The sequence below is a fragment of the Rhizobacter sp. P1_G5 genome (assembly GCF_056405435.1).
Genome location: NZ_JBFUCB010000018.1, coordinates 1 through 25,723 on the forward strand (window position 1 = coordinate 1; position 25,723 = coordinate 25,723).

The window sequence follows — 25,723 nt, forward strand, 5'->3', positions numbered from 1 at the left end:
GCGCCACGTAGCGCGCACGCTGCACATCGCCGGCCTCGTCGAGGGCACGTGCCCACGCGATCAGCAGGCGCGCATCGAGCAGGTAGTGCGGTGCGCTGCGGAACGACGGCATCGCTTCCGAAGGGTGCTCGATCGTCGTCACCGCTGCGTAGTCCGCGTGGTGCGCGAAGAACCAGCTGCGCTGGCCGTCGGCGATGCGGTCCTGCAGGCTGGCCGCCCCGGCGGGCGGCGAGAAGATCGCGACGACGCGTGCGTAGTCGACCACCGCGGCGATGCCTCCGGCGGCGAGCCCGCAGCAGGCCACCGCCAGCATGAGCGGCGGCAGGCTGCGGCGGCCGTGCGGGGGGTCGCTCGCGGCAGCGTCCCGTGACAGCGCCATGCCGAAGGCGAAGGCGGTGGGCAGCAGGAAGTACGCATACCAGAGCGGGTACTCAAGCTGGCTGTGCACGGCCATGGTCAGGACCATCATCGTGGCCGCACGCATGCGGGTGCCGTCCGGTCCGGCCGGGGCGCGCACGGCCGCGCGGCATGCGCACCACAGCGCGCAAAGCAGCAAGCCCAGGATCAGCAGGCCGAGCGGCAGGCCCAGCTCGACCAGCAATTGCAGCGGAAGGTTGTGGGTGTGGTCGAAGAAGGCCGTCGGACGGCCCGGGAAGACCGACAGGGTCCAGGCCAGGTTGAACTCGCCCCAGCCGACGCCGGTCCAGGGCTGGGCAGCGATCATGGACAGCGTGTTGCCCCAGATGGCGAAGCGCGAGCTGGACAGGTCGGACCGGTGCAGCTGCGAATCGCCGCTGAACGCGTGCGCGCCGGCGCGCGCCCAGGCGTCCATGCCCACCCAGCCGAGCACGAAGACCACCGGTGCCGCCCACAGCAGCAGTCGCGTCGTGCGGGACATGCGGCGATCCACCGCCGCCCAGACCGCCAGCAGCGCGACACAGATCGCCCCGGTGCGGGACGCGGTCAACACGATGCCGAAGATGAACAGCGGCAGCAACAGGCCGCTGGCCCAGCGCACGACGGATGCGCTCCCAGGGGCGTCCGATGCGCGCTCCCGGGTCCACACCAGCGCAATCGCCGAGAGCACGAGCAGGCTGGCCAGGTGGTTCGGCTGGCGCAGGTTCGCGCCGACCCGGCCAGGCGACGAGACATTCGCGATCCAGGTGCCGTCGGTCCATCCCGGCATGAAGGTCTGGACCAGCGCGATGCCGGCGCTCACGACACCGGCCCACACCAGGGCTTCGCAGAACGCGCGAAAGGCGTGCGCCCCGATCTCGGTGCGCGCGCCCGCAACCGCGACGCAGATGACGAGCGCGGCGGCCACCAGCAGGCCGGCCGACGAGAGCGCCAGCGGCCCGGGCAGACCAGCCAGCAAGGCCGATGCGAGCACACCAGCCAGCATGAGGCCGAAGGCGGCCAGCAGGCTGTTGGCGCCGGTGCCCGCGTTGAGGCGCGGCCGTGGATTCGACCACCCGGCCAGCACCATCAGGAAGAGGAACACGCCCCATCCCACCAATGCCGCAGCCTGGTTGAGGAAGGTCGCGGAGGGCGGGACGTTGTATGCCAGCGCGCTGGGGACGACGACGGCCAGGATGGCCGTGACGCGCAGCGCCTCGAGGCTGCCTCGCGAAGCTTGCGACATCAGAAGAATCCGTCCAGCGGGAGGTAGCCGACGATGTTCGCCTGCGGTTCGTCGAGCAGCACGACCCAGCTCGCGCGGCGCGACATCAGCGGCAGGAAGCGAAGCCGGGCGGCATCCACGCCGGCCTTGGCGGCGATGGACTGCACCGCAGCGGCAGTCTCGGGATAGTGCGCTGTGAGCGCCGCGACCGGGCGGGCCACCTTCAGCATGTCGGCACGTGCGCCGGCGATGTCCGACCAGTTGGCCGGGTCCATCGACAGATCCACGCCGCCCAGGCCCTTGGTCATGGCGCGGAACGCGGCATCCGGCGCCATGGGTTTGCGTGCGGCCAGCAGGACCGGGCCGGTCCACGACAGCTGGCGCATGCCCGGCGGCGCGGCGGCCAGCGATTCGGTTTCGATCTCGATGGCCGTCACGACGCGCAGTCGATCGACCTCGAAGGCGATGACCGCGGGCCGGGCCAGCGCGATCGTGTAGATGCCGTAGCCGAATGCGGCGGCCTGCACGCAGGCGATGACGGCGATGTCGCGCACCAGTTCGCGCACCGGCTTGCCCGGCGCGGCCACGACGGCCGTCAGCACGGGGCCGAGCACCAGGTCGACGGCGGTCAGCAGGACGAACAGGTTCAGCCCGCCGGTGAGTTCACCGTAGGGGCTCGGATACCAGACCAGGAACACGAGCACGCTGGCCAGCGCTGCGATGCAGCCGCTGACGAGAACATGCACGGACGTGGCGCGAATGCGGCGCGGAAGGGCGTGGAAGATGTCCATGGCATCTCAATCAGGGAGTGAAGCCTCGAACTCGAGCAGCTTGGGCTGACGCTCCAGTTCGGCCTGTTCGCGCAGGACCTTGCGCTGGTTCGTGATCGACCTATCGCCATAGATCGATCGCATGCTCATGAAGACCTGTCGCCCTTCGTCGGCCCGGCCTGTCAGCGCGAGCGCTGCCGCGTAGCGCATGATCGACGCGGGATAGGGATAGCGTCGCATGAGTTGCCCAAGCTCGGTCACTTCGGCATCGGTCAGAGACGCCGTGAGCGGCGTCCGGGACACTCGCAGGAACGCCGTCAGCGAAGACAGCAGCGGGGCGTCAGGCGCCGGCTGGGTGGCGCTCAACAAGCCGATGCGCGACTTCTCGAAGCGGATCAGGCGAAAGTCTTCCTCGACGTCGCGGTAGCCCCAGGTCAACCCGAGACCCAGTGCGGCGGCGACGGCCACGACAGCGCCCCCCCAGCGCGCCGGTGTGTTCCGATGGCCCGGATCGGCGCGCTCGAGGATCCCGATCCACAATCCGACCGGCACCAGCAGGTAGAGGTAGTGGTACGGCAGCTCGATCATGCTGTGCGCGCCGACCACGGCCAGCGTCAGCACGCCGGCTGCACCGGGCAGGCTGCGCACGGAGAGAGTCCGCTTCACGGCCCAGGCCACGATGCACAGCGCGAGCAGGCCACCCAGCGGATAGCCGCACCAGAGCAGCAGCTCAAGGAACAGGTTGTGGCCATGCAGCCAGAGTTCGTTGAACTGCACGCCCGGTCCGGCCATGCTGAGCTGGGCCTCGCCGACCTGAAGCCAGCCGTAGCCGGTCCAGGGCGAGTGGTTGAGGGCCTCCACCAGCTGCGGCCACACGACGTAGCGATTCGACGACAAGGCCCGTGCGCCGAGCGGGTTCGTGCTGGTCAAAAGCAGCGCCGACTGCACTTGCGGCCAGATCCACATCATCAGGAACTGGCAGGCCGTGACGGCGGCCACCGCGGACAGTGGCGTGCGGAACCCGACGCGTCGCCGCATCAACAGCATGCCAACCAGCACGACGGGACCGAATGCGAGGGCTGTGCGCGACTGCGTCACGGCCATCGCTGTCAGCAGCAACGCCAGCAGCGCGGCGGCCGACAGCCCGCCCACGCGGCGCAGCTCGTACAGGTAGAGCAGGCCGACCCCGGCCATGCCGATCAGGGTCGCCAGGTTGTTGGGCTGGCCCAGGTTGGCCGACGGACGGAGGGTGGACGGGATCTGGTTGGCCCACAAGCCCATCTGGAATTCGAATGCCTGTCCCAGTGCGAGCACGCTCGACGCGGCAGCCCCCACCAGCAAGACGGCGGACAGCATTTCGGCGAATCTCGGCTTGTGGCCGACGCGCACGTACCCGACGCCGATCGCCGAGGCAAAGGCCATCACGTAGAAGGCCGCGACCCAGGCATCGCCGGCATAGACCAGCCGGCCGCACAGCCACTGCACGGGTGGGATGAGCGCCACCGCACCGACGAACCAGAACACGATCGGCAGGCGTTCACGCAACCAGCCGCGGCCGGCGTCCAGCGCGAGGGCGAACAATGCGATCACCGCACAGACCTCGTTGTAGAACGAAGTCCAAGGCGGGTAGTGATCCGGGACCAGCCAGGCGGCCACCAGGGCCAGCAGGGACAGCAGTTCGAGCATCGGGTGCGCTGGAGCGGGCTCAGAAAATGAAAATGGCGGCCCGAGGGCCGCCATTGTCTGCTGAAAAATCAGCTAAGCGGATCAGCCGCGGCACGAACCCGGCAGGAACTTCGCCAGGATGTCGGTGCCCGTGCCGCCGCAAACCCAGCGGTACACGGAGTCGCCAGCCGTCGGAGCGGTGGTGGCAGCGTCCTTGTAGGGGATCAGGGTGACCTTGCCGCCCATGGCGCCGTTGGCCATGTTCTTGATGCCTTGGCTGGTCACGGTGATCACGCCGGTGGTGGCTGCCGTCGAAATCGAGGCAACGTATTGCGACGTGGCGGTGCTCGCCTCGCAGCCCCAGCTGTTGGCAGCTTGGGGAACGGAGCTGCCCGACTGGAACACTTCAGTGATCGTGGTGCGGCAAGCCGACGCAGCCAGGATGACTTCCGAGTTCTTGGCACGGATGGTGTAGTCCTGGTAAGCCGGCAGAGCGACGGCAGCCAGGATACCGATGATCGCAACGACGATCATCAGTTCGATGAGGGTGAAACCTTGTTGAACGCGCTTCATGGTGTAGAGCTCCTGAGATGGGAACGGGTGGGACACGCCAGACAAGATGCAGTCCTCGTGCCAAGCTCAATCCCTAGTTTTGATGTGAATTTCGCCCGCAGTTCTGACACGGGCGGTCACCGCCCGCACCAATCGCCTACTGCCCCGGTTCTGGATTGACGAAAAGCGTCACTCCGAAGTTGTCACCGGCCCCGCGAAATCCGTTGTCAGATGATTCAGGCCAACTCGATCATCTGACCCGCCTGCAGTGCCGCGATGCGATGCGGCGTGACGAGGTTGGCAACTTCCTGCATCACCGAGTCGACCTCGCCCGGCTTGATGTGCGTGATGTGCACAGTGACGCTGCCCTTCAGCGACCCGAGTTCGTGGCCCAGCGCCGCCGGGCACAGGTGCCGGCTGATGCGCGCCAGCTGGCGCTCGTCATCGCTGAACGCGGTTTCGATCACCAGGTGCGCCACCGTCATTTCAGACAGCCGCTCCCACAGTAGCGGATTCGGCCCGGTGTCGCCGGTGTAGATCCACCAGCCGTCGACGCCCTTCAGCCCGAAGCCGACCGCCGGCACCGTGTGGGCCGCACTCAGCACCTCGAACGTCTTGCCGCCGAGCATCAATTGCTGGCCGACCTCGAACGGGCGCAGCTGCAGCACCGGCTGTTCGCGGCTGGGCAGCCGCGTGAAGTCAGGCCAGATCACGCCATTGAAGATGTGCTGGCGCAGCGCCTCCAGCGTCTGCGGCAGCGCATGCACCTGGATCGGCGGCCGGCCGGCGGCCATGCGCCGGCGCATCACGCTGTCGGCCAGCAGCCCGATCGACAGGATGTGATCGAGGTGCGAGTGGCTGATCAGGATGTGGTCGATCTGCGCGAGCTCGTCGAGCGACAGGTCACCCACGCCGGTGCCCGCATCGACGAGCACATCGTGATCAACCAGGAAGGCGGTGGTCCGGCTGCCTGCGGCAATGGCCCCGGAGCACCCGAGGACGCGGATTTTCATGGCGGTGGCAGGAGGCGCGCGGCACACGCACGCCAGCAGGACAGAACGCTGAATGCTGACCGCGACCGCCCGGTGATGCAAGGTGCGAAGCCGCGATTCGGCCCGCCTTGAACACCTCGACACCCGGCATTCGGGATCGACGTGAATTGCTTCACGCCGGCCGGGCTACAGAAAATCTCGCCGGGTGCCGAGCCCGTCAGGCCTGCACGAACTGCATCTGCGTGCCGGCGAGTTCGATCACGTCGCCGTTCTTCAGCGGCAGCGTGTCGCTGGCCAGCGGGTTGCCGTTGATCGTCGGGCGCGTGGCGCCCTCGACGTGGGCGAACACATAACCGCCCGGGCGCTTCGTGATCGAGGCGACCTGCACGCCGGGCTTGCCGACGGTGGTGACCACCTTGGTGAGCGCGACCTCGCGCCCCGCCGCCGCCCCGTTCAGCACCTTGATGGTGGCCGGATTCGACGACGCGGCGAGCCCGCCGAAGCCCGAGGCCGGCGCCAGCGTCTGCGCGAAGCCCTGGGCCGAAGGCACCGGCGCGGCGCCGGGCTTCATGATCATCGTCTTCTCGTAGTCGGTGCCGTCCTCGACCAGGTACTTGATCTTGTACTTGCCGATCTCGACGGTGTCGTTGTGCGCCAGCAGCTGCTTCTTGACGGCCTTGCCGTTGATGTAGGTGCCGTTGGTGCTGTTCAGGTCTTCGATGAACACATCGGAGCCGACCATCTGCAGCACCGCGTGCTCACCGCTGACGGCCAGGTTGTCGATCACGATGTCGTTGTAGGGCCGCCGGCCAAGGGTCGTCTTGTCCTTGGTGATCTGCACTTCCTTGATCACGACCCCGTCGAGCGATACGACCAACTTGCCCATGCTTGACCTCTAGTCTCTCTTGTATGTCTGGGCACCGAACCCGGGCCCCGTGCAATGTGCTGGCGACTCAACGCCTGAACGGCCACCAGGACCGTGGCGCGATGCTCTGGCCCCGTACCCGAACCAGGACCACCGCAATATTATCCTTTCCACCCGCATCATTGGCTGCGTCAATCAGCGCCGCACCCGCCTCGTCGAGCGAGTCGTGCGCCTGCAACACCTGGCCGATGCTTTCATCGTCCAGCATGTCAGACAGCCCGTCGGAGCAGAGTAAGTAGATGTCTCCCGGCATCAGGTCGTGCAGGTGGGTCTCCAGCAGCACGGTGTCCTCGACGCCGACCGCGCGCGTCACGAGGTTCTTGTTGGCGGAGAAGGCGGCCTGTTCCGGCGTGATCAGCCCGGAATCGATCTGTTCCTGCAGCAGCGAATGGTCGTGCGTGATCTGTTGCAATCTGCCGGCACGGAAGCGGTAGCCGCGCGAATCGCCGACATGGCCCATCAGCAGCCGGCCGTCGCGGAACGCACCGACCACCAGCGTGGTGCCCATGCCGGCGTACTGCGGGTTGGAATTGGCGGCGTTGAAGATCGCCCGGTTCGCGTTGTCGACACAGATGTCCATCGCACGGCGCACATCGGTGTCGGACGCGTTCCCCGAGGCCTCCTGCAGCCAGCGGCCCAGTTCGGTCTTGATGAACGAGGTGGCCATGCCGCTGGCGACCTCGCCGGCGTTGTAGCCGCCCATGCCGTCGGCCAGCACGACCAGCGCCGAAGCCTCGTGGACGGCGACCGAATCCTCGTTGTTGTTGCGCGCTCGGCCGGTGTCCGTGGCACTGAAGAATTCAAGCGACATGGCGGTGGCGGACACGGGCAGAGTCATCGAACCTTCAAACCGAGGGGGTCAGGAATTGTGCCTTGGATCGGCACGATCGAACTTCACGGTCGCCGTGAATCCGCTGGAATCGGGGGGTGGCGATCCTACGACAGGCGGCGGCGCCAGCGCCACGGCGTCCATCAGCGAGGCGATCTGCCGCAGGTCGGAGGCCATCTGCCGGCCGTCGGCATAGCGCACCTCGGGCCGCTTCTCGACCGCGAGCGTGACCACGTCGGCCAGCATTTCCGGCAGCTCGGGGCGCAAGGTGCGCACGTCGGGCGCCGGCTCGTTGGCGATCTGGTGCATCAGCGTGGCCATCGATTCCGAGCGGTGCGGCAGCAGGCCGGTGAGCAACTGGAACAGCATCACGCCGAGCGAGTAGAGGTCGCTGCGCCCGTCCACGCGCAGGCCGGCCATCTGCTCGGGCGACATGAACGACGGCGTGCCGAGGACCATGCCGGTGCGGGTGCGGCTCGAATCGGAGATGCGCGCGATGCCGAAATCGGTGACCTTCACCAGGTCGCGCGCCAGGTCGACCATCACGTTGGCCGGCTTGATGTCGCGGTGCACCACGCCCTGGCTGTGCGCATAGGCCAGCGCCTCGGCGACGCGCGCGACGATGCGCAGCACCTGCGGCACCGGCAGCAGCCGGCCGGCCTGGCTGTGGCGCTGCAGGTCCTCGCCCTTCAGGTACTCCATCGCGATGTAGGCGAGGTCCTGGTCCTCGCCCGCGTCGAAGATGGTCACGATGTCGGGGTGCTGCAGGCGCCCTGCCGTCTCGGCCTCGCGGAAGAAGCGGCGCCGCGCCTCGTCCAGTTCGTCGCCCTCGAACTCCTGGCTCAGCGCCATCGTCTTGATCGCGACCAGGCGGCCGATCTTGCTGTCGCGGCCGAGGTAGACGGCGCCCATCGCGCCGCGGCCGAGCTCGCGTTCGACCCGGTAGCGGCCGAGCATGCTGCCTTCGGCGCCGGCGCGCGGCAGCGCAGCCGCGAGATCGAGGGCGGGCAGTCCGGAGGGTGCGGGCGCCGCGATCCGGCGCCCGGCCAGCCCGCGCTCGAATCCCAGGTGTCCGGCGACAAGCGCGGCCAGCGGCAGCAACCACGGCACCCAGATGGCAGCAGGCAGCAGGCCCCAGGCGACCACGATCTGTGCCGCACCCAGCGCGCAGCTCACGAGGCGGCCGCGACCGCTCTCCAGGCGCGGCAACACCAGCAGCACATGCGCCAGCCCGACGGCCAGCAGCAGCGCGACGACGACGAGCGTCGCCGCGGCATTGAACGAGGGATCAGGAGGAATGAGGCCGCCGCTGAGCAGCGCATCGGCGCCGGGACGGGCCCGCGCAGGCGCGGCCGCAAGCCCTGCCAGGCTCAGGCCGGCGGTCCGTCGAAACCAGCAGTGAATGACGCTCCTTGCTTGCCCCAAGGCGATGGCCCGCACCGTGGAAATGATGGAGCGGGCACCATATCACACGCCCCACACGCTCATTCCTTCGCGTGCGCCCGCGCCGCCGCACCGCGCTTCTGCAGCCACAGGCCGACCACCACCACGAGCACCGCGCACACGCCGCCGAGGATGAAGTCGGCTTCCGGCACGTTGGCATGGAACCAGTCGCGGGTCGACGGGTCGCTGACGAACATCTCGCCCGCCAGGAAGCCCAGCAGCGCCGCGCCCAGCGTGATGATGATCGGGAAGCGGTCCATGATCTTCATCAGCAGCGTGCTGCCGGCGATGATCAGCGGGATCGACAGCGCCAGGCCGACGATCAGCAGCGGCAGCCGCGCGTTCTCGGGCGCCCGGTCGGCGGCACCGGCCACGGCCAGCACGTTGTCGACGCTCATCACCAGGTCGGCGACCAGGATGGTGCGGATCGCCGCGCCCATCGTGCCGTGCGACTTGACCTCGCCGTCGTCTTCCGAGTCGACCAGCAGCTGCACGCCGATCCACAGCAGCAGCACGCCGCCGATCACCTTCAGGTAGGGCAGCTGCAGCAACTGCACCGCGACGATGGTCAGCACGATCCGCATCACGATCGCGGCGGCGCTGCCCCAGAAGATGGCCTTCTTCTGCTGCTCCTGCGGCAGCGAACGGGCGGCCATCGCGATGACCACGGCGTTGTCGCCCGACAGCAGGATGTTGGCGGCGATGATGGCGCCGAAGGCGCCCCACAGGGCTCCTGACGTGAAGTCCATGGGTGTGGATCCTCCTGGTTGTTGTGTGTGTCCGAGAAAGGCGGAATTGTCTTTCAGCCGACGGGCGCCCGGCTTCTGTAGTTTCCACAGCGGCCGGTAGTCCCCCCTCAAAAAAAAGGCCGCCTGCGAAGGCGGCCCCTTTTCGGGCGACTAGGCGAGCGTGCTCAGAGCAGGCCCTTCAGCAGCTTGCCCATCTCCGACGGGTTGCGCGTCACGGTGAAGCCGCAGGCTTCCATGATCTCCAGCTTGGCGTCGGCCGTGTCGGCGCCGCCCGAGATCAGCGCGCCGGCGTGGCCCATGCGCTTGCCGGGGGGCGCAGTGACGCCGGCGATGAAGCCGACGATCGGCTTCTTCATGTTGTCCTTGCACCAGCGGGCGGCATCCGCCTCGTCCGGGCCGCCGATCTCGCCGATCATGATGACGGCATCGGTCTCGGGATCGTCGTTGAACATGCGCATCACATCGATGTGCTTCAGCCCGTTGATCGGGTCGCCGCCGATGCCGACCGCGCTCGACTGGCCGAGGCCGATCTCGGTGAGCTGTGCGACCGCTTCATAGGTCAGCGTGCCCGAGCGCGACACGACGCCGATGCGGCCCTTGCGGTGGATGTGACCCGGCATGATGCCGATCTTGATCTCGTCMGGYGTGATCAGGCCGGGGCARTTSGGGCCSAGCAGCAGSGTYTKCTTGCCGCCSKYRGCTTCCTTCTGCTTCATGCGGTTGCGCACTTCCAGCATGTCCTTCACGGGAATGCCTTCGGTGATGCAGATGGCGAGGTCCAGGTCGGCCTCGACGGCCTCCCAGATGGCGGCCGCGGCACCGGCCGGCGGCACGTAGATCACGCTGACGGTGGCGCCGGTGCTGGCAGCCGCGTCCTTGACGTTCGCGAAGATCGGGATGCCTTCGAAGTCTTCACCGGCCTTCTTCGGGTTCACGCCGGCGACGAAGCAGTTCTTGCCGTTCGCGTAGTCGCGGCACATGCGGGTGTGGAACTGGCCCGTCTTGCCGGTGATGCCCTGCGTGATGACCTTGGTGTCTTTGTTGATCAGGATGCTCATGGAATTTCCTTGGGGGGTCGTCGCGCGGAGGCTCAGGCTTTCAGGGGGGCCTTCAGGGCGCCCATGACCTTCTGGGCCGCTTCGGCCATCGAGTCGGCGCTGATGATGGGCAGACCGCTGTCGGCCAGCATCTTCTTGCCCAGGTCTTCGTTCGTGCCCTTCATGCGCACGACCAGCGGCACCGACAGGTTGACCGCCTTGCACGCGGCGATCACGCCTTCGGCGATGGTGTCGCAGCGCATGATGCCGCCGAAGATGTTGACGAGGATCGCCTTCACCTTGGGGTTCTTCAGCATGATCTTGAAGGCTTCGGTGACCTTCTCGGCGGTGGCGCCGCCGCCCACGTCCAGGAAGTTGGCCGGCTCGCCGCCGAACAGCTTGATGGTGTCCATCGTCGCCATCGCGAGGCCGGCGCCGTTCACCAGGCAGCCGATGTTGCCGTCGAGCTGGATGTACGCGAGGTCGAACTTGCTGGCCTCGATCTCGGCCGGATCCTCTTCGTCGAGGTCGCGGTAGGCGGTGATCTCGGGGTGGCGGAACAGCGCGTTCGAGTCGAAGTTGAACTTCGCGTCGAGCGCCTTGATGCTGCCGTTGCCTTCGAGGATCAGCGGGTTGATCTCGGCGAGCGACGCGTCGGTGCTCATGTAGCAGCCGTACAGCTTCTTGAAGACGTCGACCGMCTGCGCCTGCGAGGCCTCGGGCACGCCGATGCCCTTGGCGAGCTCGTAGCCTTGCGCGTCGGTCATGCCGGTCAGCGGGTCGATGAAGACCTTCAGGATCTTCTCGGGGGTGCTGTGGGCGACTTCCTCGATGTCCATGCCGCCTTCGCTGCTGGCCATCATCGCGACCTTCTGCGTCGCGCGGTCGGTGACGGCAGCGACGTAGTACTCCTTCTTGATGTCGGCGCCTTCCTCGATCAGCAGGCGGCGCACCTTCTGGCCTTCGGGGCCGGTCTGGTGCGTCTTCAGCTGCATGCCGAGGATCTCGCCGGACAGCTTCTTCACGTCGTCGAGCGAGCGCGCGAGCTTGACGCCGCCGCCCTTGCCGCGACCGCCGGCATGGATCTGCGCCTTCACGACCCAGACCGGGCCGCCCAGCTTCTGGGCCGCTTCGGTGGCCTCCAGCACGCTGAATGCCGGGTAGCCCTTCGGGACCGGGACACCGGCCTGGCGCAGGATTTCCTTGCCTTGGTACTCATGGATTTTCATCGCGGACTCTCTCGCTCAGTTTCTAAAAATGTTCAACGGGCAGGCCCGTCGATGGGGGTGCCTGGCACAGGCAACGCTCGGTACCAGCGGGGGTAGAAGGTGCGCACCACCGGACCGTCGGTGCGCAGCGCATGGCAGCGGTCGAGCTGGAACGGCTGGCGGCCGGACGCATTGTCCTCCCGCGTGTCCAGCACCTCGCCGGCGAAGGCCTGCACGACCGCGGTCGGCAGCACCTGGGTCATTTCCGTCAGATGGGTGCAGCCCAGCACGCCGCCGAGGCGCTGGCGCACCGCGGCGCGGAAGCCCTGCAGCAGGTTCAGGCCGACCAGCCGAGCGTAGGCATCGCCGAGGTCGTTGCAGTGGCCGGGGTACGGCATCCAGCGGGTTTCGGAGCCGGCCTCGACGATGTTGAACGCCTCGTCGACCACCAGGCGCAGCAGCATGTCGTGGATCGGGTCGCCCGCATGGCGGGTCTCGCCGGCCAGCGTCGCGTCACGGGTCTTGATGTCGCTGAGGTGGGCATCCACTTCCCACAAGCCGTTGCCGCGCGCATAGACGCGCACGTCGATGCTGCGTCGATGCTTGAGCTGACGCTCGGGCGCGGCGGTGGGCAAGGCCATCAGGACAGCGATCGGGATGGGTTTCAGGGTGGTTACAGCCGCGGACGAGCCGGAAGGCATCGGCCCGCGCGGGCCCTAGGGCAAACCCCCGAAATGTAGCATCCCGCACCGCAGCAAGCGCCGCGGCGGGCTGTCAAGCCGGCGCAAATGCCTGCGTTTTGCCCACCGGCTGCTTGCCGAGGATGATCATGCCGAGCACCTCGTCCTCGGTCACGTCAGCGGTGCGGTAGGTGCCCACGAGCTTGCCGTTCTTCATCACCGCGAGCCGGTCGCTGAGCTCGAACACGTCGGGCATGTCGTGGCTGATCAGGAAGATGCCGACGCCTTCGGACTTCAGCTGGCGCACCAGGTTGCCGACCATGCGCGTCTCCTCCGGGCCGAGCGCCGCGCAGGGCTCGTCCATCACCAGGATGCGCGCATTGAAGTAGATGGCCCGCGAGATCGCGACCACCTGCCGCTGCCCGCCCGACAGCCGGCGCACCGGCGTGCGGATGTTGGTGAAGTTCTTGTTCAGGCGCTGGAAGACCTGCCGCGCCTGCACCTCCATGAAGTGGTCGTCCAGCGTGCGCCACGGCGTCAGCTTCTCGCGGCCGAGGAACAGGTTGGCGACCGAATCGAGGTTGTCGGCCAGCGCGAGCGTCTGGTAGATCGTCTCGATGCCGTGCGACTGCGCTTCGGCCGGCGTGCGGATGTGCACCTTCTGCCCGCCGATGCGGGTCTCGCCGCTGTCGATCGGGTAGGCGCCGGCCAGCATCTTCATCAGCGTCGACTTGCCGGCGCCGTTGTGGCCGAGCAGCGCGACCACCTCGCCCGGGTACAGCGTAAGGTTCACGCCCTCGACGGCGCGCACGCCGCCGAAGGCCTTGTGGATGTCGACCAGTTCGACGAGGGGTTCCATCAGCTTTCCTGCACGTAGCGGCGGTACAGCACGTCGAACACGACGGCCACGATCAGCACCTGCCCGATGATCACCATGCGCTTGCCGATCGGCACGTCGAGCAGCAGCATGCCGCTGTCGAGCGACTGCATGATCAGCGCGCCCAGCACCGAGCCGAGGATCGAGCCGCTGCCGCCGGACAAGGCGGTGCCGCCGATCACCGCGGCGGCGATCACGTAGAGCTCCATGCCGCTGCCCAGCGAGTTGGTGCCGGCGTTCAGGCGCGCCACCGAGACGATCGCCGCCACCGTGATCAGCACGCCCAGCAGCGCGAACAGCATCAGCGTGACGCGCCGCACCGGGATGCCGACCAGCGCCGCGGCATCGGGGTTGCCGCCCATCGCGAACACATAGCGGCCGAAGCGGGTGCGGTGCACGATGAACGACAGCCCGCCGGCCACCACGCCCCAGATCAGCACCGGCACCGGGATGCCCTGCGCCTCGGTCTTCGACGAGATCCGGTAGGCCGACATCAACGCGACGAAGCCGAGCAGCAGCGCGATCGTCAACCCGGTCAGCAGCGCATCGACCCACAGCGGCTCCAGCGCCATGCCGTGGCGCTGCTTGGCACGCCGGCGCAGCAGCATGCGCACGACCAGCGCCGCGCCGAGCAGCCCGCCCAGCACCCAGCTCGGGCCGACGCCGATCGCGCCGTCGTAGCCGCCGCCGAGGTTGACGAAGAAGTCGTCGCTGACCGGCTGGGTCTTGCCGTCGGCGACCAGGAAGGCCGCGCCGCGGAACGACATCAGCCCGCCCAGCGTCACGACGAACGACGGCACGCCGAGCACCGCCGTCAGCCCGCCCTGGTACACCGACACCAGCAGCGCGACCGCGAGGCCGGCCAGGCAGGCGGCCTGCCACGACCAGCCGGCGGTGTACTGCAGGTAGGCGATCAGCACGCCGACGAAGCCCATCGTCGAGCCGACCGACAGGTCGATGTGGCGCGCGACGATCACCAGCACCATCACCGTCGAGACGATGCCGACCACCGCCGTCTGCTGCGCGATGTTGTAGAGGTTCTCCGGCGACAGGAAGATGCCGCCGGACATCGCGTGGAACACCAGCGACATCACGGCGAGCACCAGGCCCATCAGCACCAGCCGCCAGTCGACGGCGGCGCGACGCAACTGTTCGATCAATGGACTCACTTGCAGGCTGCGGGCACCTTGTCGCCCGTCACGCCCTTGCACAGCTCGTCCTTCTTGATCCAGCCGGCCTTGACGACGAGGTCGAGGTTGTCACGCGTGATCGCCACCGGCGCCAGGAAGCGCGACTGCAGCGCGATCTTCTTCTCGCCGCCGTTCCAGCTGACGGCCTTCTCGGGCGACTTGCCGCCGCCGAGTGCCACCGCCGCGCTGGCGGCCTCGCGGCCCAGGTCGCGCGCATCCTTCCAGACCGACACCGTCTGCGAGCCGGCGGCCACGCGGTTCAGCGCGGCGAAGTCGCCGTCCTGGCCGGACACCGGGATGCCCTTGATGCCCTTGCTGGTGAGCGCGGCCACCACGCCGCCGGCGGTGCCGTCGTTCGACGCGACGACCGCGTCGATCTTGCCGCCGTTCTTCGTGATGATCTGCTCCATGTTCTTCTGCGCGACCTCGGGCTTCCAGCCGTCGGTGTACTCCTCGCCGACGATCTTGATGTCGCCCTTCTTGACGGCGGCGTCGATCACCTCCTGCTGGCCTTCACGCAGGAAGTTCGCGTTCGGGTCGGTCGGCGAGCCCTTGATCATCACGTAGTTGCCCTTCGGCTGGGCCTTGAAGACGGCGCGCGCCTGCAGGCGGCCGACCTCCTTGTTGTCGAAGGTGATGTAGAAGACGCCGGGCGCCTCGATCAGGCGGTCGTAGGCCACCACCGGCACCTTCTGCTTCGCGGCCTTGTTGACGGCCGGCAGGATCGCGTCCTTGTCCATCGCGAGCACGATCAGCACCTTGGCGCCCTTGGACATCAGGCCCTCGATGTCGGCCAGCTGCTTCTCGGGCGAGCCGCCGGCATCGGCGCTCACGTACTTGGCGCCCAGCTTCTCGAGCTGGGCCTTGATGGCCGCCTCGTCGGTCTTCCAGCGTTCTTCCTGGAAGTTCGACCAGCTGACGCCGACGGTGAGCTGCGCCTGGGCGGCGGTGCTGAGGGATCCGAAAGCGAGCGCGAACGCGACGGCGCCCAGGGTGTGCTTGAACTGCATGTCTCTCTCCTGTCTTGTGGGGGTCTGTCTTGTGGGAGCATCACTTCGGCCGCCGGCGGGCGCAAGTTGGGCCGCGCCGACATAGTTTGAGTGACGAACGAAATGTTGCTGCAATCCGTTTCGGCGTCATCGGGACAAGCCCTGAGTCGCGTCCTCAGAGACCGCACGGGGTTCGGAATCCTCGGAGACTCGGACGTGCTTTCTCTCTCGCAGATGGCTGATGAGCAGTGCCGCCATCTCGAGGTCGGTCAACTTGTGTGCTCGCCTGAGCGCGACCAGCAGGTCACAGGTTTCGTCAGACCGGACCTCGTCACCGGAAAGTCGGGTGACGACGTGGGCCCACTCGTCAACCCGGCATCGCGAGTACGTCACGTGATGGCGAGCGGCCAGCTCCGCCACATATCGGCTGACTCCCGACATGGGAATGCGGATCGTGAGTTCCGCATCGGCAGGCTTGTGTTCCACGATCTTCCAGCGCGCAATCCGTCAGTTCACTCGATGAAACGCTGTCCCGCAAGCGCCGATAGATTCGACCGCAACTTTAATCCGCTCGGACATCATCAGGGCCATATACCATCCCCATGGGCGGAAAACATCGGCATCTACTACACGGATCTTTCTCGAAGTCGATCAATCCACTCACCACCCAAGCCATTCATTGCATCGTTGATCGGCCAGTTCGGCGCGCTCTCAATTAAATGGAGCAAGGTCCAAGCAAGCCCAAAGCAGTCATCCGGCCCAAAGAGCTTGGGCAGTGCCTGGGCCTCCTCGTCCGAGATTGGTTTTTTAACTGTCGATAATTGCGCCTCAATGGCTTGAACCTCTGAGACAGTTGCAGTGGATGAACTCGGAAGAGGGCCAAGATTTAGAAGGGATTGGATCGATGCTTGCATCTTTGTTCCGTCACTTGCCCATGAGCGATCGAGCCTCAGCGCGTCGGATACAGCGGCCGAGGCGAACTCTTCGGACTCGGTTAACACCTAGGCTCTTCAGCTTCCAAGCACCGATCACAAGACCAACTTTTCATCTAGCCATACGTCCTCATGCGTACTCGTAGCGAGGAAGCGCCAACCTGGAGCGAGCCCCAGATATGGGAGAACGATGGGCGCCCACTCCTCCAGATGCAAGGCGTGCAAGGGAAGAAAGAAATTCTTGTCATCAGACCAATCTTCGCCCGCCCAGATATACCACCCACACGTATCGTGTTGCGGCGCTACGCGCAGTCCGTTGACTGGCATAGCACCGCTTCTTAGATTCCTTGATACCCCAACCTTCAGGGTCAAGTCGCAGGCGACATAAGGTGCGCCGTACCGATTGCAAATCGCTTGCTGTGCTTTGACGAGCATTTGGGCCACGTCACACTTCATGCCCCAGCAATGAAACGAGCAACAACTCCCTTGGATCGGGCAGGGAAGACAACTCGAAGTTCGTGGTCGACATATGACCACGCAAGCGGAGGCTCGACAGTATCCGACTCGAAGCTCTTTGCCCAATCAGAAAGCGTCGTTTGAAGTATCTCCAGATAGGTGCGGCACTCTGCCGGATTGTTATGCAACGGAAGGTCGCTGTGTAGAACCACAACCTTCCTATTACTTATCCAACTTAGATCACGGAGGCAGTCTTGCAATGCATCCCAATTTCCACCGAAGTAGTCAGGAAATTTGCCAGTGCGCGCCAAGGCTGCCAGTAGTTCGCCCTTGAAGCGAATCCCAGCAGGAACCTTCAGCACGAAGTCGTCCTGCTCGAACATGGGGTCCGGGGAGTCGGAGTACTCGAATGTCGTTTTGACAGCTGCCATCGTTTGCTCCGCCTATGGATTCACTCGAATGAACGTGCGGTAGTGGTCCGGCGTGTAGAAGGTTTCCCCGCCTTGTCCCTTCACGATCCGCTGGGGGCCCGGGCCGTTTACGCCAGGAGTCGGATGCACGTACTCCTTATAGTAGCCGCTTGGCTGCTGCGGTAGCAGTCCCTCTTTGTTCGCGAACACGGAACCATCGTTTCGGCTCGGAAAGCTCTTGCCGGCAGATATGCGATCGAGTGTCGGTGTCAGATCGACCGTGCCTTGGAGGACGTTTCCTGTCGCACGGTCAGTCACCTTCACGCCGTTGATGAAGGGCGTCTCGCCAGCAGCCCCCTTTGCGGTAACTCCTTTGGGGCCGCCCCCCTGCCTTCCTCCAAAGCCCAGGAAAACGGCCATTGCGACGCCTTCTCCGCTGGAGATTCCTAGATCTCTGGGACCGTCAAAGCCTGCCTCAACCAATGCTTCATTGCCCGTGATGCTTCCCCACGTCACGGCAGCCAGACTTGCCAAGCCCGTGCCTGCGGTACGCCACATCGGATCCAGCGTCGGGTCAATCATTTGACGGCGCCTCTCCGCCGTATTCCAGCGAAGCCCACCACCGAGCGCACTCTGAGTTCCGAGCATCTGGACCTTCGGTGGTCCACCAAAGACGCTACCGGCGCACGATGACGTGCAGCTGTTGTCGGGGCCGTTTGACACCGTATGGGTCGTAGCACCGGCCGTTACCTCCACCGTGGCCATCGTCAAGATCGGCGGCGCGTCGCTTACAGTGATTTCTGGCGCCTTGCTCGGTGTCAGCTCATTTGGATTCCACCCGCTCAGGTCCGTGCTGTTCAGTGGCCTGTTCTCGACATAGCTGTAGCGGTTGTAGCTCTGTAGCTCATAGGGTTGCGTCACCGCGCGGTCCACTGATAGGAAGCGCCCGATCGTCGCGTCGTACATCCGCCCGTTCATGTGCGTGAGCCCGATGTCGTCGAGCTGCTCATGGCCGGTGAAGYCGCGGTCCGTGCCGCTGTTGACGGCGGGACTCCAATCGACGACGAGAGCGCCTGTCGCGTCGTAGTTGCCGTTGGCGAAGCGCCGCTTGCCGAACGGGTCGTACGCGTCGCGGGCCGTCACGTCGCCGTTGTGGTCCGTCGTCGCCGCGATGCTGCCCAGGTGATCCTTGTGCCAATACTCCAGCTTCACCGCGCTCAGGCTCGACTGCACGGGTGGTGCGGTCTGCGTGGATCCGAGTGACGGCAGCGCTCCGGTGGTGACCAGCACGCCGAGGCTCTGGCCGCCTGCGCTCAGGTAGTGGCGGTTGCTCGTGACCGCAGGGTTCGCTGCGCTCGGACTTGTCGGCGTATTGACTTCGCTCTCGAAGGCCAGGCCACCCGTGTTGTCCGGGTGCAGGTACCACGTCGTTCGAGTACCGGCGTTCGTGCCACTCGGAATCGTCCGCACCTCGCGAATGCGCGCATGGTCCTCGTCGTAGTTCCACACGTAGCTCGGTCCGCCTGACGGCCCTTGCACGCCGCTCTGGCTGTCCGGCAGGTTGAAGCCCGTGTACGCGATCCCGCGGTACTTGCCCGCCGTCGCGCTCGCGATGTTCCCGTTCGCATCGAAGCCATAGCTGTTGGCTGCGGCTCCCTCGATGCTTTGAACGGCGTGYGGTCGAACCGAGGTCGCCCCCTGCGCGCCGTAGTTGTAGATGCCGACATCGCTCTTGTAGAGGATGCTGCCCAGCGCGTTGTATTGCAGGCTCACCGTGCGCACCAGGCCGYTGATCGCAGGMGCSGCCACCGTGTAGCGCTGCARYCGSCCGAGCGCGTCGTGCTCGAAGTTCTCCGTCACCGCRCCGGYSGCGCCATCYCCGTTCGCATCATTGCGGTTCGTCAGSCGMCCCAGGCTGTCCCACACGTAGCCGTGGTTCAGCACGTCGGTCGCGTTGCCYTTGCCGGTCGTCAGGCTGCTGGTGCGGCCCGTCGATGCCTCATAGCCGGACCTGCTCACGACCGCGTTGCTGTACTTCTGCTGCTCCAGGCCGTCCCACGCGTTGTAGGCCAGCCCCTGCCACAGCACGGTGCCGGCCGGCAGCGTGACGCTCGCTCCCGGCGTGCCACCYGGGGTGGCGGGCARCGGGTTCACCGTSACCGCCGTYGCSARYGACACCGTGCCGAGGAATCCCTTCGGCGTGTAGCCGTAGTTCACCRYCAGCCCGSTCGGCCAGGTCTGYGTCGMTTGCCGGCCGTTSGCGTCATAGCTCAGCGCGCTCGCAAAGCTCGGCCCGTTGGCGATGCTCGAGCGGGTGTTGATCAGCCGCCCCAGGCTGTCGTACACCCACTGCCGGCTGAGGTCCGTGTTGGCACTCGTCGCGCACAACTTGCCGATGCCCATCGCGCAGCTGTCGTAGGTCCAACTGCTCTGGTATTCCGGCTCGATGCGCAGCGTCACCCGGCCGAGCACGTCGTACTTCATCGTGGTCGAGCCGCCGCGCTGCTTCTGCAGCGGGTTCTGCTGCCACACCGCTTGGCCGAGCGCGTCGTAGTGGTACTCGAGCATCCCGGCGTCCGGGTCCGTCAGCCTGAGCTTGCGGCCCCGGATGTCGTACGCGATCTGCACGGTGTTCTGCAACGCGTCCTTCGTCGTGACGAGGTTGCCGAAGGCGTCGTGCTGGTGAACGAGTTGCGCACCTTGCGCATCGGTGATGCGGATCGGGCGGCCCTCCACGTTGCGCTCTTCGAGCCGGGTGTGACCCTGGTCGTCGATGGCAGTCGTTTGCAGCGCGCCGTAGACCACGGCCGACAACCGCGCCCGGCGGCTGCCCCGGTTGCCGAAGCCCACGCTCGGCTGGTTGCCCTGGGGGTCGGCCGTGTAGGTGCGAACGACCCGACCCAGCGCGTCGTACTCCGAGCGCGAGAGACCCACGTCGGCGCTGCCGCCGCTGGTCGACGAGCCGCTGTCCAGGAAGTACGACTGCGTCTGCAGCAGCACCTGGCCCAGGTCGCCGTACTCGGTGTCGGTCGCGATCAGGCGGTTCGTGCCGCCGGGTTGCGTGGCGCCGTCGAACGCCTCGGTGATCTGGCGAAGCACCCGGCCCGCGCGGTCGATGTACTTGCGGGTGAACGGGCCGTTCTTGACGCCCTCCGAGCCGCTTGCATCGCGCGGCTCCGCGTGCGTGAACTTCACCGCATCGGCCGGGATCTCGGCCGCGCCGGGGCTCGGGCACGTCGGGCTGTTCGTGGCAGTGTCGACGCGGCCCGCGATGTAGCAGTAGGCCGTGATCGCTCGCGTGCCGTCGGCACGAATCTCTCGCGTCGCGCGACCCAGGTCGTCATATTCCCAGCGCGTGGTCAGCCCGTTCGGCCCGGTCTTGCTCAGCACCGTGCCGAAGCGCGGGTCCACCGTCTGCGTCTCACCGTGCAGCAACGCATTCCTGCGCTCACTCGGCAGGCTGCCTGCAGGCACCTTGATGCTCTGGCCGGCGATCGTCACTGTCTGCGTTGCAAAGGTCGTCGTGCTCGTACGGGCTGTGAAGAGCGCTTCACCGCTTGCGCCCGGGCAGTTCTCCTTCCGCGTGCTGATGCGGTTGCCCGCCGGGTCGTAGCCGTAGGTTGTCAGCACGCACAGCTTGGGATCGTCGGGCTCGACCTTCTCGGTGTCCACCAGGCCGTCGGCGCGGTAAGTGGTACTCACCGTCTTCGTGTAGTGGAATGGGTCAATGGGTGGCTGAACCTGCGCTTGCGCGATCGCTTGCACCGCAGCGGCGCTCGCGAGCATCACCAGTTGAGCCAGCCGCTTCATTGCTTGCTTTGTGTACTTCACAGGCAGGTCCCCTTCACGATCGCCTTGCTCGTCGTCGCGGTGCCAAACGGGTTCTTCACGCTGAAGTTCACCGTGCGCGCCGTGCATCGGTCGTACACCCACTGGAAGGTGCAACTCCCCGGTGACGCGGCCACGCTGCCGCCCACGGTGCAGGTGCTCGTGCCGCCCGAGGCCGCATCGCTCTGGGTCACCGCCGTGATCGTCTGCGCCGCGCTGTACGGGTTCGCCACCGTCAGCGTGATCGTCGTGTAGGTGGTCGTCGAGGTCGCGGTCGTGCTCAGGTTGAACAGCGCGCCCGGGATCGTCTGCACCGTGCCGCTGGCCGTGGTCGATGCATTCACTGTCGCCCCTACCGTGCTCACCGTCTGGTTGAAGTTCGTCAAGCTGCCGGTGGCCAACTGAACCGTCATGGTGCACGCCAGGCCAGGCGCCACATTGGTACAGCCGTTGCTCACCACGCTCAACACGCCCGGCAAACCAGACAAGCCCGACAGCGCCATCGGCACGTTGCCGTCGTTGCGCCACGCGATCACGTTCTGCGGCGCCGCCGAGTTCTGGTTCACCGTGCCATAGCTCAGGTTGCCGCCGACAAGCGTCGCCGCCGAGCCAGTCAACGTGCCCGATACCGTGGCCGATGCKGCACCCAGCGTGCCGCCGGTCGCCACCAGCGTCTGCGCGCCTTGCGCACCGATGCCGTTGCCGGTGCTCATCGACACCGTGACCGTGCACGTGCCGCCCGCGTCGACCGTGCAACTGCCCGGTGCCACGCTGTACRCGCCRCTGAGACCCGACATCGYCARCGTYRCSGCCTGGTTRCCGCTGTTSGTGAAGCTCACCGTGCCGGAGGCGGCGCTGCCACCCTTCGTGGCGCTCAATGCKGYTGCGCCGTTGCCGGTGACCGAGATCGCCGAKCCGTACARCGTGCCYGCCACCGARGCCTGCACCGCACCAGTCGTGCCGCCGGTGGCCGTCATGGTCTGGCCGCCTTGCGCGCCGATAGCTCCCGCCGTCGTCATCGACACYGTCACGGCGCAGTTGCCGCYCGCAGGCGCCGTGCAGCTTGCCGGGCTCACCGAGTAAGGTGCGCTCARGCCCGACATCGTGAGCGTCGCCGCCTGGTTGCCGCTGTTCGTGAAGGTGACCGTSCCGCTACCCGCCGCACCRCCCTTCTGCGCCGTCAGGCCAGCGGCGCCACTACCAGTCACCGCGATCACCGATTGCAGGCCCGTGCCGTTCAGTGCGGCAGACAGCGTCCCCGCACCCGTGCCGGTGCTCACGCTGCCGCTGCGTGCCGCGTTGGCCGTCGGCTGGAAGCGCACGGTGATTGCACAGTTGCCGCCCACCGGCAGCGAGCTGCCGCAGGTCGTCGAGACGAAGCCGAAGTCCGTGCCACTGACTGACGCAGCAGCCGGCACCGTCACGCTCAGCGGGCCGACGCCGGTGTTGGCGAGCGTTGAGGTCAGCGTCGGCGCGCTGCCGACGGCCACGCTGCCGAAGTCGACGGCACTCAGGCTGCCCGACGGCGCCTGGCCCGTGCCCGACAGCACCGCCGACTTCACGCCCAGCTCGGTGTTGATGTTCARCCCGCCRCTGCGCGCACCAGCCGCAGAAGGCGCGAAGGTGACGCTGACCGTGCACGAGGCACCCGCCGCCAGGCTCGCACCGCAGGTCGTGCCTGCAAAGCCGAACTCGCTGCCCGACGCCGACGACACCGCCGCAGCGGTCGGCATCGTGATGTTGATCGCCACGCCGCCGGTGTTGCTCAGCGTCGCCGTGGCGCTGCTGCTCTGCCCGATCTGCGTGGCCGCAAAGGCCGGTGCGCTCAGCGTGACCGCCGGCAGCGTGCCGCGCGTCGCCGCCGCGTTCGGCGCCGTGCCGGCGCTCGCTCCGATCGCGGCCAGACTGTTCGGCACGACCCGATCCTGTGTCGAGCGCAGCACGCCACCCAGCACCCAGTTGTCGCCCGCGATGTTGTTGGCGGCGTAGTCGTGCTTCGTGGTTGCTGTGATGCTCTGCGCCACGTTCCCTGCTGCCGCCCCGGTGGTGACCGCCACCACCTCCTTCGGATCCCCGTTCTCGTTGTAGCGGGTCGTCACGGTCGTGCCGGGCAGCGCATCGCCGTTCAGCTCGCGTGCAGTCTTGCTGCTCTGGAACAGGTACGGCCGCTGCAGCCGCACCGTGGACGGCACCGGGCACGGCGCCATGACGGTCGCAGCCGCTTCGGCCGTGGTCGACGCCGAGGCGTCGCAATAGATGTTGGTCTCGCTCGCCAGCAGCACCGGCGATGCCTCGTTCAGCGAGCCGCGCCAGCTCTGCGCGCGCGCGGGCTGCCCGATGTAGGGGTGTGACAGCACGATCTGCGTCGACTGCGACAGGACGCTGCCGTCCGCTGCCGGCCGCTGGCTGCGCACCTCGCGGAAGCCGCGCGGGCCACGCCCGTCGTGCGCCGCCTTGAAGCCGCGGTAGCCGAACTCTTCGGACACCTTGCCGCTGCCCACGCCGCTGTCGCGATCGACGGTCGCAACCACGTAGCCGGGCTGCACCGCATCGAACAGCGGATACACCGCCGCATTGGCCGCATCCCCGCGATCGCTCGCATACCGGTCGCCGATCCCACCGCGGGCCGGACTGCCCAGCGATACCCAGCTGAGCGTCGTCTTGAGCCCTTCCGGCGAGGTCACGCTGGTCAACAGGTCCGGCGGCAGCGAGGTGCCCGCCTTCACGTACAGCTGGTTCGCCGTCGCATCCCCCGGCGTCGGCGAGGCCCGCAGCCGCAGGATCTCCACATCGCCTCGGCCGGTGAAATCCCCCGTCACGAAGGCGGCCGAGCTGTCGCTGTGCTGCAGCACGTCGCTCGCGGTGGTCAGGTTGAAGCTGCTTGATGGCGTGAAGGTACCGTCGCCGTTGCTCAGGTACAGCTTGTTCTGCGACGGGTCGCTGCTCCACCACAGGATGTCGTCGCGGCCGTCGCGGTTCACATCGGCGACCAGCATGTCGGCGCTCTTCTCACCGTGGATACCAAGCGGCGGAGAACCCACCGAGATGTTGCCGAGGTTGTAGTTGGCCACCTTGAGCAGGCCGGTGGCGCCGGTCGACACCGACAGGCCCCACATCACGCAGTCGGTGCGCCCGTCGCCGTTGAAGTCGAGGGGTCGGTCGCAGTCCTGGCCGGCCCCGGAGATCGGCTCGAAGTTGAAATCCCCCAACGAGCGCCACGCCCGAATGGGCGGGTACAGGTTCGCGCCGGTGCCCAGCATGCCGGCCGCGGAGAGATCCAGATTGCCGTCGTTGTCGATGTCGACCAGATGCGACGGCTGCCCCAGCGCATACGGCCCCTCCGGTCTCGAGTACAGGTTCTTGTAGGTCGCGTTGGTCGGCTGCTCGACAAAGCCGCCCTGGCCGTCGCCCTTGTAGACATGGGTGCAGACCACCGTCGCGCAGGGCTCGGGGGGCGGATCGAGCTGGACCCCCTGGCTCGGCACGGACGCGGTGACGAGGTCGATGAAGCCGTCGCCGTCGATGTCCAGCAGGTAGAAGGTGTTGCCTGGGGTCCAGCCGAAGCCGTCCTGGATCTCGCCATGGCTGACGAGGTAGCGGTCCTGGCTGGCATGCTCCAGCAGCGTCACGCCGTTGATCGGCCTGCGCTCGAACGTGCCGTCGCCCTTGTTCAGGTACAGCTCGGTGGCGTACGCCGGGCAGGCGGTGGTGATGTTGACCGTGTTGGTCTCATGAGAGTCGCGGTAGCGCAGCAGGTCGGGCAGCCCGTCGCCGTTGAAGTCGGCCACACGCGTGTTGAAGCAACCGTTGCTGTGGAACAGCGTGTTGTCCGTGCCGGTCAGGTTGAAGCCCGTCACGCGCCGGAAGCTGCCGTCGCCGTTGCTGAGGTACAGCCGATTCTCGGCCGGGTTGTCCGACCAGCGGATGATGTCGGTCTTGCCGTCGCCGTCGAAATCGGCGGTGATCACGCCGTAGTTCGAGAAGCGCGCCAGGTTGATGCCGGCCACCGTGCTCTGCATCGTCAGCGTGGCAAGTTCGCCGGACGAGAAGGTAGCACTGCGCTGGTAGGCCTCACTGGCATCGGCTGCGTAGTCGAACTTCACCGGCGGCAGGCATGGCGACTCGGCCGCACCAGCGCATTCGGTGATCGTGCGCAGCCGGCTGCGGCTGGTGACCGGGCCGCTGTCGTAGGCGAGTCGCAGCGTGTTCACCTTGAACGGCGTGCCGTCTGCGTTCACGAAGCTCTGCACCTGGGTGAGGCGCTGCAGGTTCAATAGCTTGCTGCCCGCCACGTAGGCCTCGCGCCGTGCGTGCGGCTTGCCGGTGGGGGCGAGCGCGGGCAGGTCCTCGTAGCTGAACACCACCTTGTTGCCCGGCGCCTGCGTCGGCGTGCCGGTGTAGCGGATCTCGCGCAGGCTCCAGTCGTGCCCCGCGATCGGCGTGCCGGCCACCGTACCGCTGCCCCAGGCCAGTCCGTCGCGCTGCTGGTACTGGTAGTCGATGTAGTTGCCGCGCAGGTCGCTGACACGGCTGACGAGCCAGGTCGTGATGGCGCCGGTGCCTTGCGCCG

Annotated in this window: 20 protein-coding genes; 1 reads left to right on the plus strand and 19 read right to left on the minus strand. The window is 66.8% G+C overall.

The features are described from left to right. The 15 genes from AC1D12_RS02715 to xylF form a co-directional block, all read right to left on the minus strand. Positions 1–1,642 (minus strand): PglL family O-oligosaccharyltransferase (locus AC1D12_RS02715; protein ID WP_477838736.1); only part of this gene is annotated, 1,642 nt, incomplete at its 3' end. Continuing rightward, positions 1,642–2,412 carry a TfpX/TfpZ family type IV pilin accessory protein gene (gene tfpZ / locus AC1D12_RS02720; RefSeq protein ID WP_477824688.1) on the minus strand — a complete coding sequence of 257 codons (771 nt, stop codon included), beginning with the start codon at positions 2,410–2,412 and terminating at the stop codon, positions 1,642–1,644. The genes AC1D12_RS02715 and tfpZ, both read right to left, overlap by 1 nt. A 6-nt stretch (positions 2,413–2,418) precedes the next feature. Beyond that, positions 2,419–4,077, minus strand: a complete 1,659-nt coding sequence (locus tag AC1D12_RS02725; protein WP_477824687.1) for a PglL family O-oligosaccharyltransferase — start codon at positions 4,075–4,077, stop codon at positions 2,419–2,421. A gap of 81 nt (positions 4,078–4,158) precedes the next feature. Beyond that, complete coding sequence (locus AC1D12_RS02730; RefSeq protein ID WP_477824686.1) at positions 4,159–4,629, minus strand: pilin; 471 nt, start codon at positions 4,627–4,629, stop codon at positions 4,159–4,161. 215 nt (positions 4,630–4,844) lie between these two features. Next, positions 4,845–5,621, minus strand: coding sequence for an MBL fold metallo-hydrolase (locus tag AC1D12_RS02735; protein ID WP_477824685.1), 777 nt, complete (start codon positions 5,619–5,621; stop codon positions 4,845–4,847). 196 nt (positions 5,622–5,817) lie between these two features. Further along, entirely contained in the window at positions 5,818–6,486 is a 669-nt protein-coding gene (locus AC1D12_RS02740; RefSeq protein WP_047501168.1) for an FHA domain-containing protein, read from the minus strand. Between the two features lie 67 nt (positions 6,487–6,553). Beyond that, positions 6,554–7,336 (minus strand): Stp1/IreP family PP2C-type Ser/Thr phosphatase, encoded by a 783-nt coding sequence (locus tag AC1D12_RS02745; RefSeq protein WP_047501166.1) that lies wholly within the window; start codon positions 7,334–7,336, stop codon positions 6,554–6,556. Positions 7,337–7,384: 48 nt separating this feature from the next. Further along, complete coding sequence (locus tag AC1D12_RS02750; protein ID WP_477824684.1) at positions 7,385–8,794, minus strand: serine/threonine-protein kinase; 1,410 nt, start codon at positions 8,792–8,794, stop codon at positions 7,385–7,387. Between the two features lie 44 nt (positions 8,795–8,838). After that, on the minus strand, positions 8,839–9,546 hold the full coding sequence (locus AC1D12_RS02755; protein ID WP_047501164.1) for a TerC family protein: 708 nt from the start codon (positions 9,544–9,546) through the stop codon (positions 8,839–8,841). A 164-nt stretch (positions 9,547–9,710) separates the two neighbouring features. Continuing rightward, positions 9,711–10,604, minus strand: coding sequence for a succinate--CoA ligase subunit alpha (sucD, locus tag AC1D12_RS02760; protein ID WP_477838739.1), 894 nt, complete (start codon positions 10,602–10,604; stop codon positions 9,711–9,713). A gap of 32 nt (positions 10,605–10,636) precedes the next feature. After that, positions 10,637–11,812 carry an ADP-forming succinate--CoA ligase subunit beta gene (gene sucC / locus AC1D12_RS02765; RefSeq protein WP_477838741.1) on the minus strand — a complete coding sequence of 392 codons (1,176 nt, stop codon included), beginning with the start codon at positions 11,810–11,812 and terminating at the stop codon, positions 10,637–10,639. A gap of 32 nt (positions 11,813–11,844) precedes the next feature. Next, entirely contained in the window at positions 11,845–12,432 is a 588-nt protein-coding gene (locus AC1D12_RS02770) for a DUF2889 domain-containing protein (RefSeq protein WP_477825712.1), read from the minus strand. Positions 12,433–12,565: 133 nt separating this feature from the next. Next, on the minus strand, positions 12,566–13,330 hold the full coding sequence (locus AC1D12_RS02775) for an ATP-binding cassette domain-containing protein (protein WP_047501158.1): 765 nt from the start codon (positions 13,328–13,330) through the stop codon (positions 12,566–12,568). After that, positions 13,330–14,460, minus strand: coding sequence for a sugar ABC transporter permease (locus tag AC1D12_RS02780; protein WP_477825719.1), 1,131 nt, complete (start codon positions 14,458–14,460; stop codon positions 13,330–13,332). The genes AC1D12_RS02775 and AC1D12_RS02780 overlap by 1 nt, the downstream gene beginning before the upstream one ends. Before the next feature lie 53 nt (positions 14,461–14,513). Beyond that, the gene (gene xylF, locus AC1D12_RS02785; RefSeq protein ID WP_047501154.1) at positions 14,514–15,548 is read right to left on the minus strand and encodes a D-xylose ABC transporter substrate-binding protein; all 1,035 of its coding nucleotides are present in this window, start codon (positions 15,546–15,548) and stop codon (positions 14,514–14,516) included. Positions 15,549–15,743: 195 nt separating this feature from the next. Here xylF and AC1D12_RS02790 point away from each other — a divergent pair, with 195 nt between their 5' ends. After that, positions 15,744–16,367 carry a hypothetical protein gene (locus tag AC1D12_RS02790; RefSeq protein WP_477825715.1) on the plus strand — a complete coding sequence of 208 codons (624 nt, stop codon included), beginning with the start codon at positions 15,744–15,746 and terminating at the stop codon, positions 16,365–16,367. Positions 16,368–16,555: 188 nt separating this feature from the next. On the opposite strand, the gene AC1D12_RS02795 is transcribed toward AC1D12_RS02790, so the two are convergent. From AC1D12_RS02795 to AC1D12_RS02810, 4 genes are all read right to left on the minus strand, one after another. Continuing rightward, positions 16,556–16,915, minus strand: coding sequence for an immunity protein Imm33 domain-containing protein (locus AC1D12_RS02795; RefSeq protein ID WP_477825716.1), 360 nt, complete (start codon positions 16,913–16,915; stop codon positions 16,556–16,558). Further along, positions 16,912–17,346: a barstar family protein gene (locus AC1D12_RS02800; RefSeq protein WP_477825717.1), complete on the minus strand. Its 435-nt coding sequence runs from the start codon at positions 17,344–17,346 to the stop codon at positions 16,912–16,914. The genes AC1D12_RS02795 and AC1D12_RS02800 overlap by 4 nt, the downstream gene beginning before the upstream one ends. A 12-nt stretch (positions 17,347–17,358) precedes the next feature. Then, positions 17,359–21,156, minus strand: coding sequence for an RHS repeat-associated core domain-containing protein (locus AC1D12_RS02805; RefSeq protein WP_477838743.1), 3,798 nt, complete (start codon positions 21,154–21,156; stop codon positions 17,359–17,361). Then, the coding region (locus tag AC1D12_RS02810) for an FG-GAP-like repeat-containing protein (protein ID WP_477838745.1) at positions 21,153–25,723 on the minus strand (4,571 nt) is incomplete at its 5' end. The genes AC1D12_RS02810 and AC1D12_RS02805, both read right to left, overlap by 4 nt.

Bases quoted from the DNA above. Each gene is read 5' to 3' on its own strand.
- tfpZ (WP_477824688.1), bottom strand. From the start codon at position 2,412: ATGGACATCTTCCACGCCCTTCCGCGCCGCATTCGCGCCACGTCCGTG.
- AC1D12_RS02780 (WP_477825719.1), bottom strand. From the start codon at position 14,460: ATGGGCCTGGTGCTCGCCGTGATGTCGCTGGTGTTCCACGCGATGTCC.
- AC1D12_RS02735 (WP_477824685.1), bottom strand. From the start codon at position 5,621: ATGAAAATCCGCGTCCTCGGGTGCTCCGGGGCCATTGCCGCAGGCAGC.
- AC1D12_RS02795 (WP_477825716.1), bottom strand. From the start codon at position 16,915: ATGAAGTGTGACGTGGCCCAAATGCTCGTCAAAGCACAGCAAGCGATT.
- AC1D12_RS02745 (WP_047501166.1), bottom strand. From the start codon at position 7,336: ATGTCGCTTGAATTCTTCAGTGCCACGGACACCGGCCGAGCGCGCAAC.
- AC1D12_RS02725 (WP_477824687.1), bottom strand. From the start codon at position 4,077: ATGCTCGAACTGCTGTCCCTGCTGGCCCTGGTGGCCGCCTGGCTGGTC.
- xylF (WP_047501154.1), bottom strand. From the start codon at position 15,548: ATGCAGTTCAAGCACACCCTGGGCGCCGTCGCGTTCGCGCTCGCTTTC.
- AC1D12_RS02800 (WP_477825717.1), bottom strand. From the start codon at position 17,346: ATGGCAGCTGTCAAAACGACATTCGAGTACTCCGACTCCCCGGACCCC.
- AC1D12_RS02775 (WP_047501158.1), bottom strand. From the start codon at position 13,330: ATGGAACCCCTCGTCGAACTGGTCGACATCCACAAGGCCTTCGGCGGC.
- AC1D12_RS02755 (WP_047501164.1), bottom strand. From the start codon at position 9,546: ATGGACTTCACGTCAGGAGCCCTGTGGGGCGCCTTCGGCGCCATCATC.
- AC1D12_RS02740 (WP_047501168.1), bottom strand. From the start codon at position 6,486: ATGGGCAAGTTGGTCGTATCGCTCGACGGGGTCGTGATCAAGGAAGTG.
- AC1D12_RS02730 (WP_477824686.1), bottom strand. From the start codon at position 4,629: ATGAAGCGCGTTCAACAAGGTTTCACCCTCATCGAACTGATGATCGTC.
- AC1D12_RS02770 (WP_477825712.1), bottom strand. From the start codon at position 12,432: ATGGCCTTGCCCACCGCCGCGCCCGAGCGTCAGCTCAAGCATCGACGC.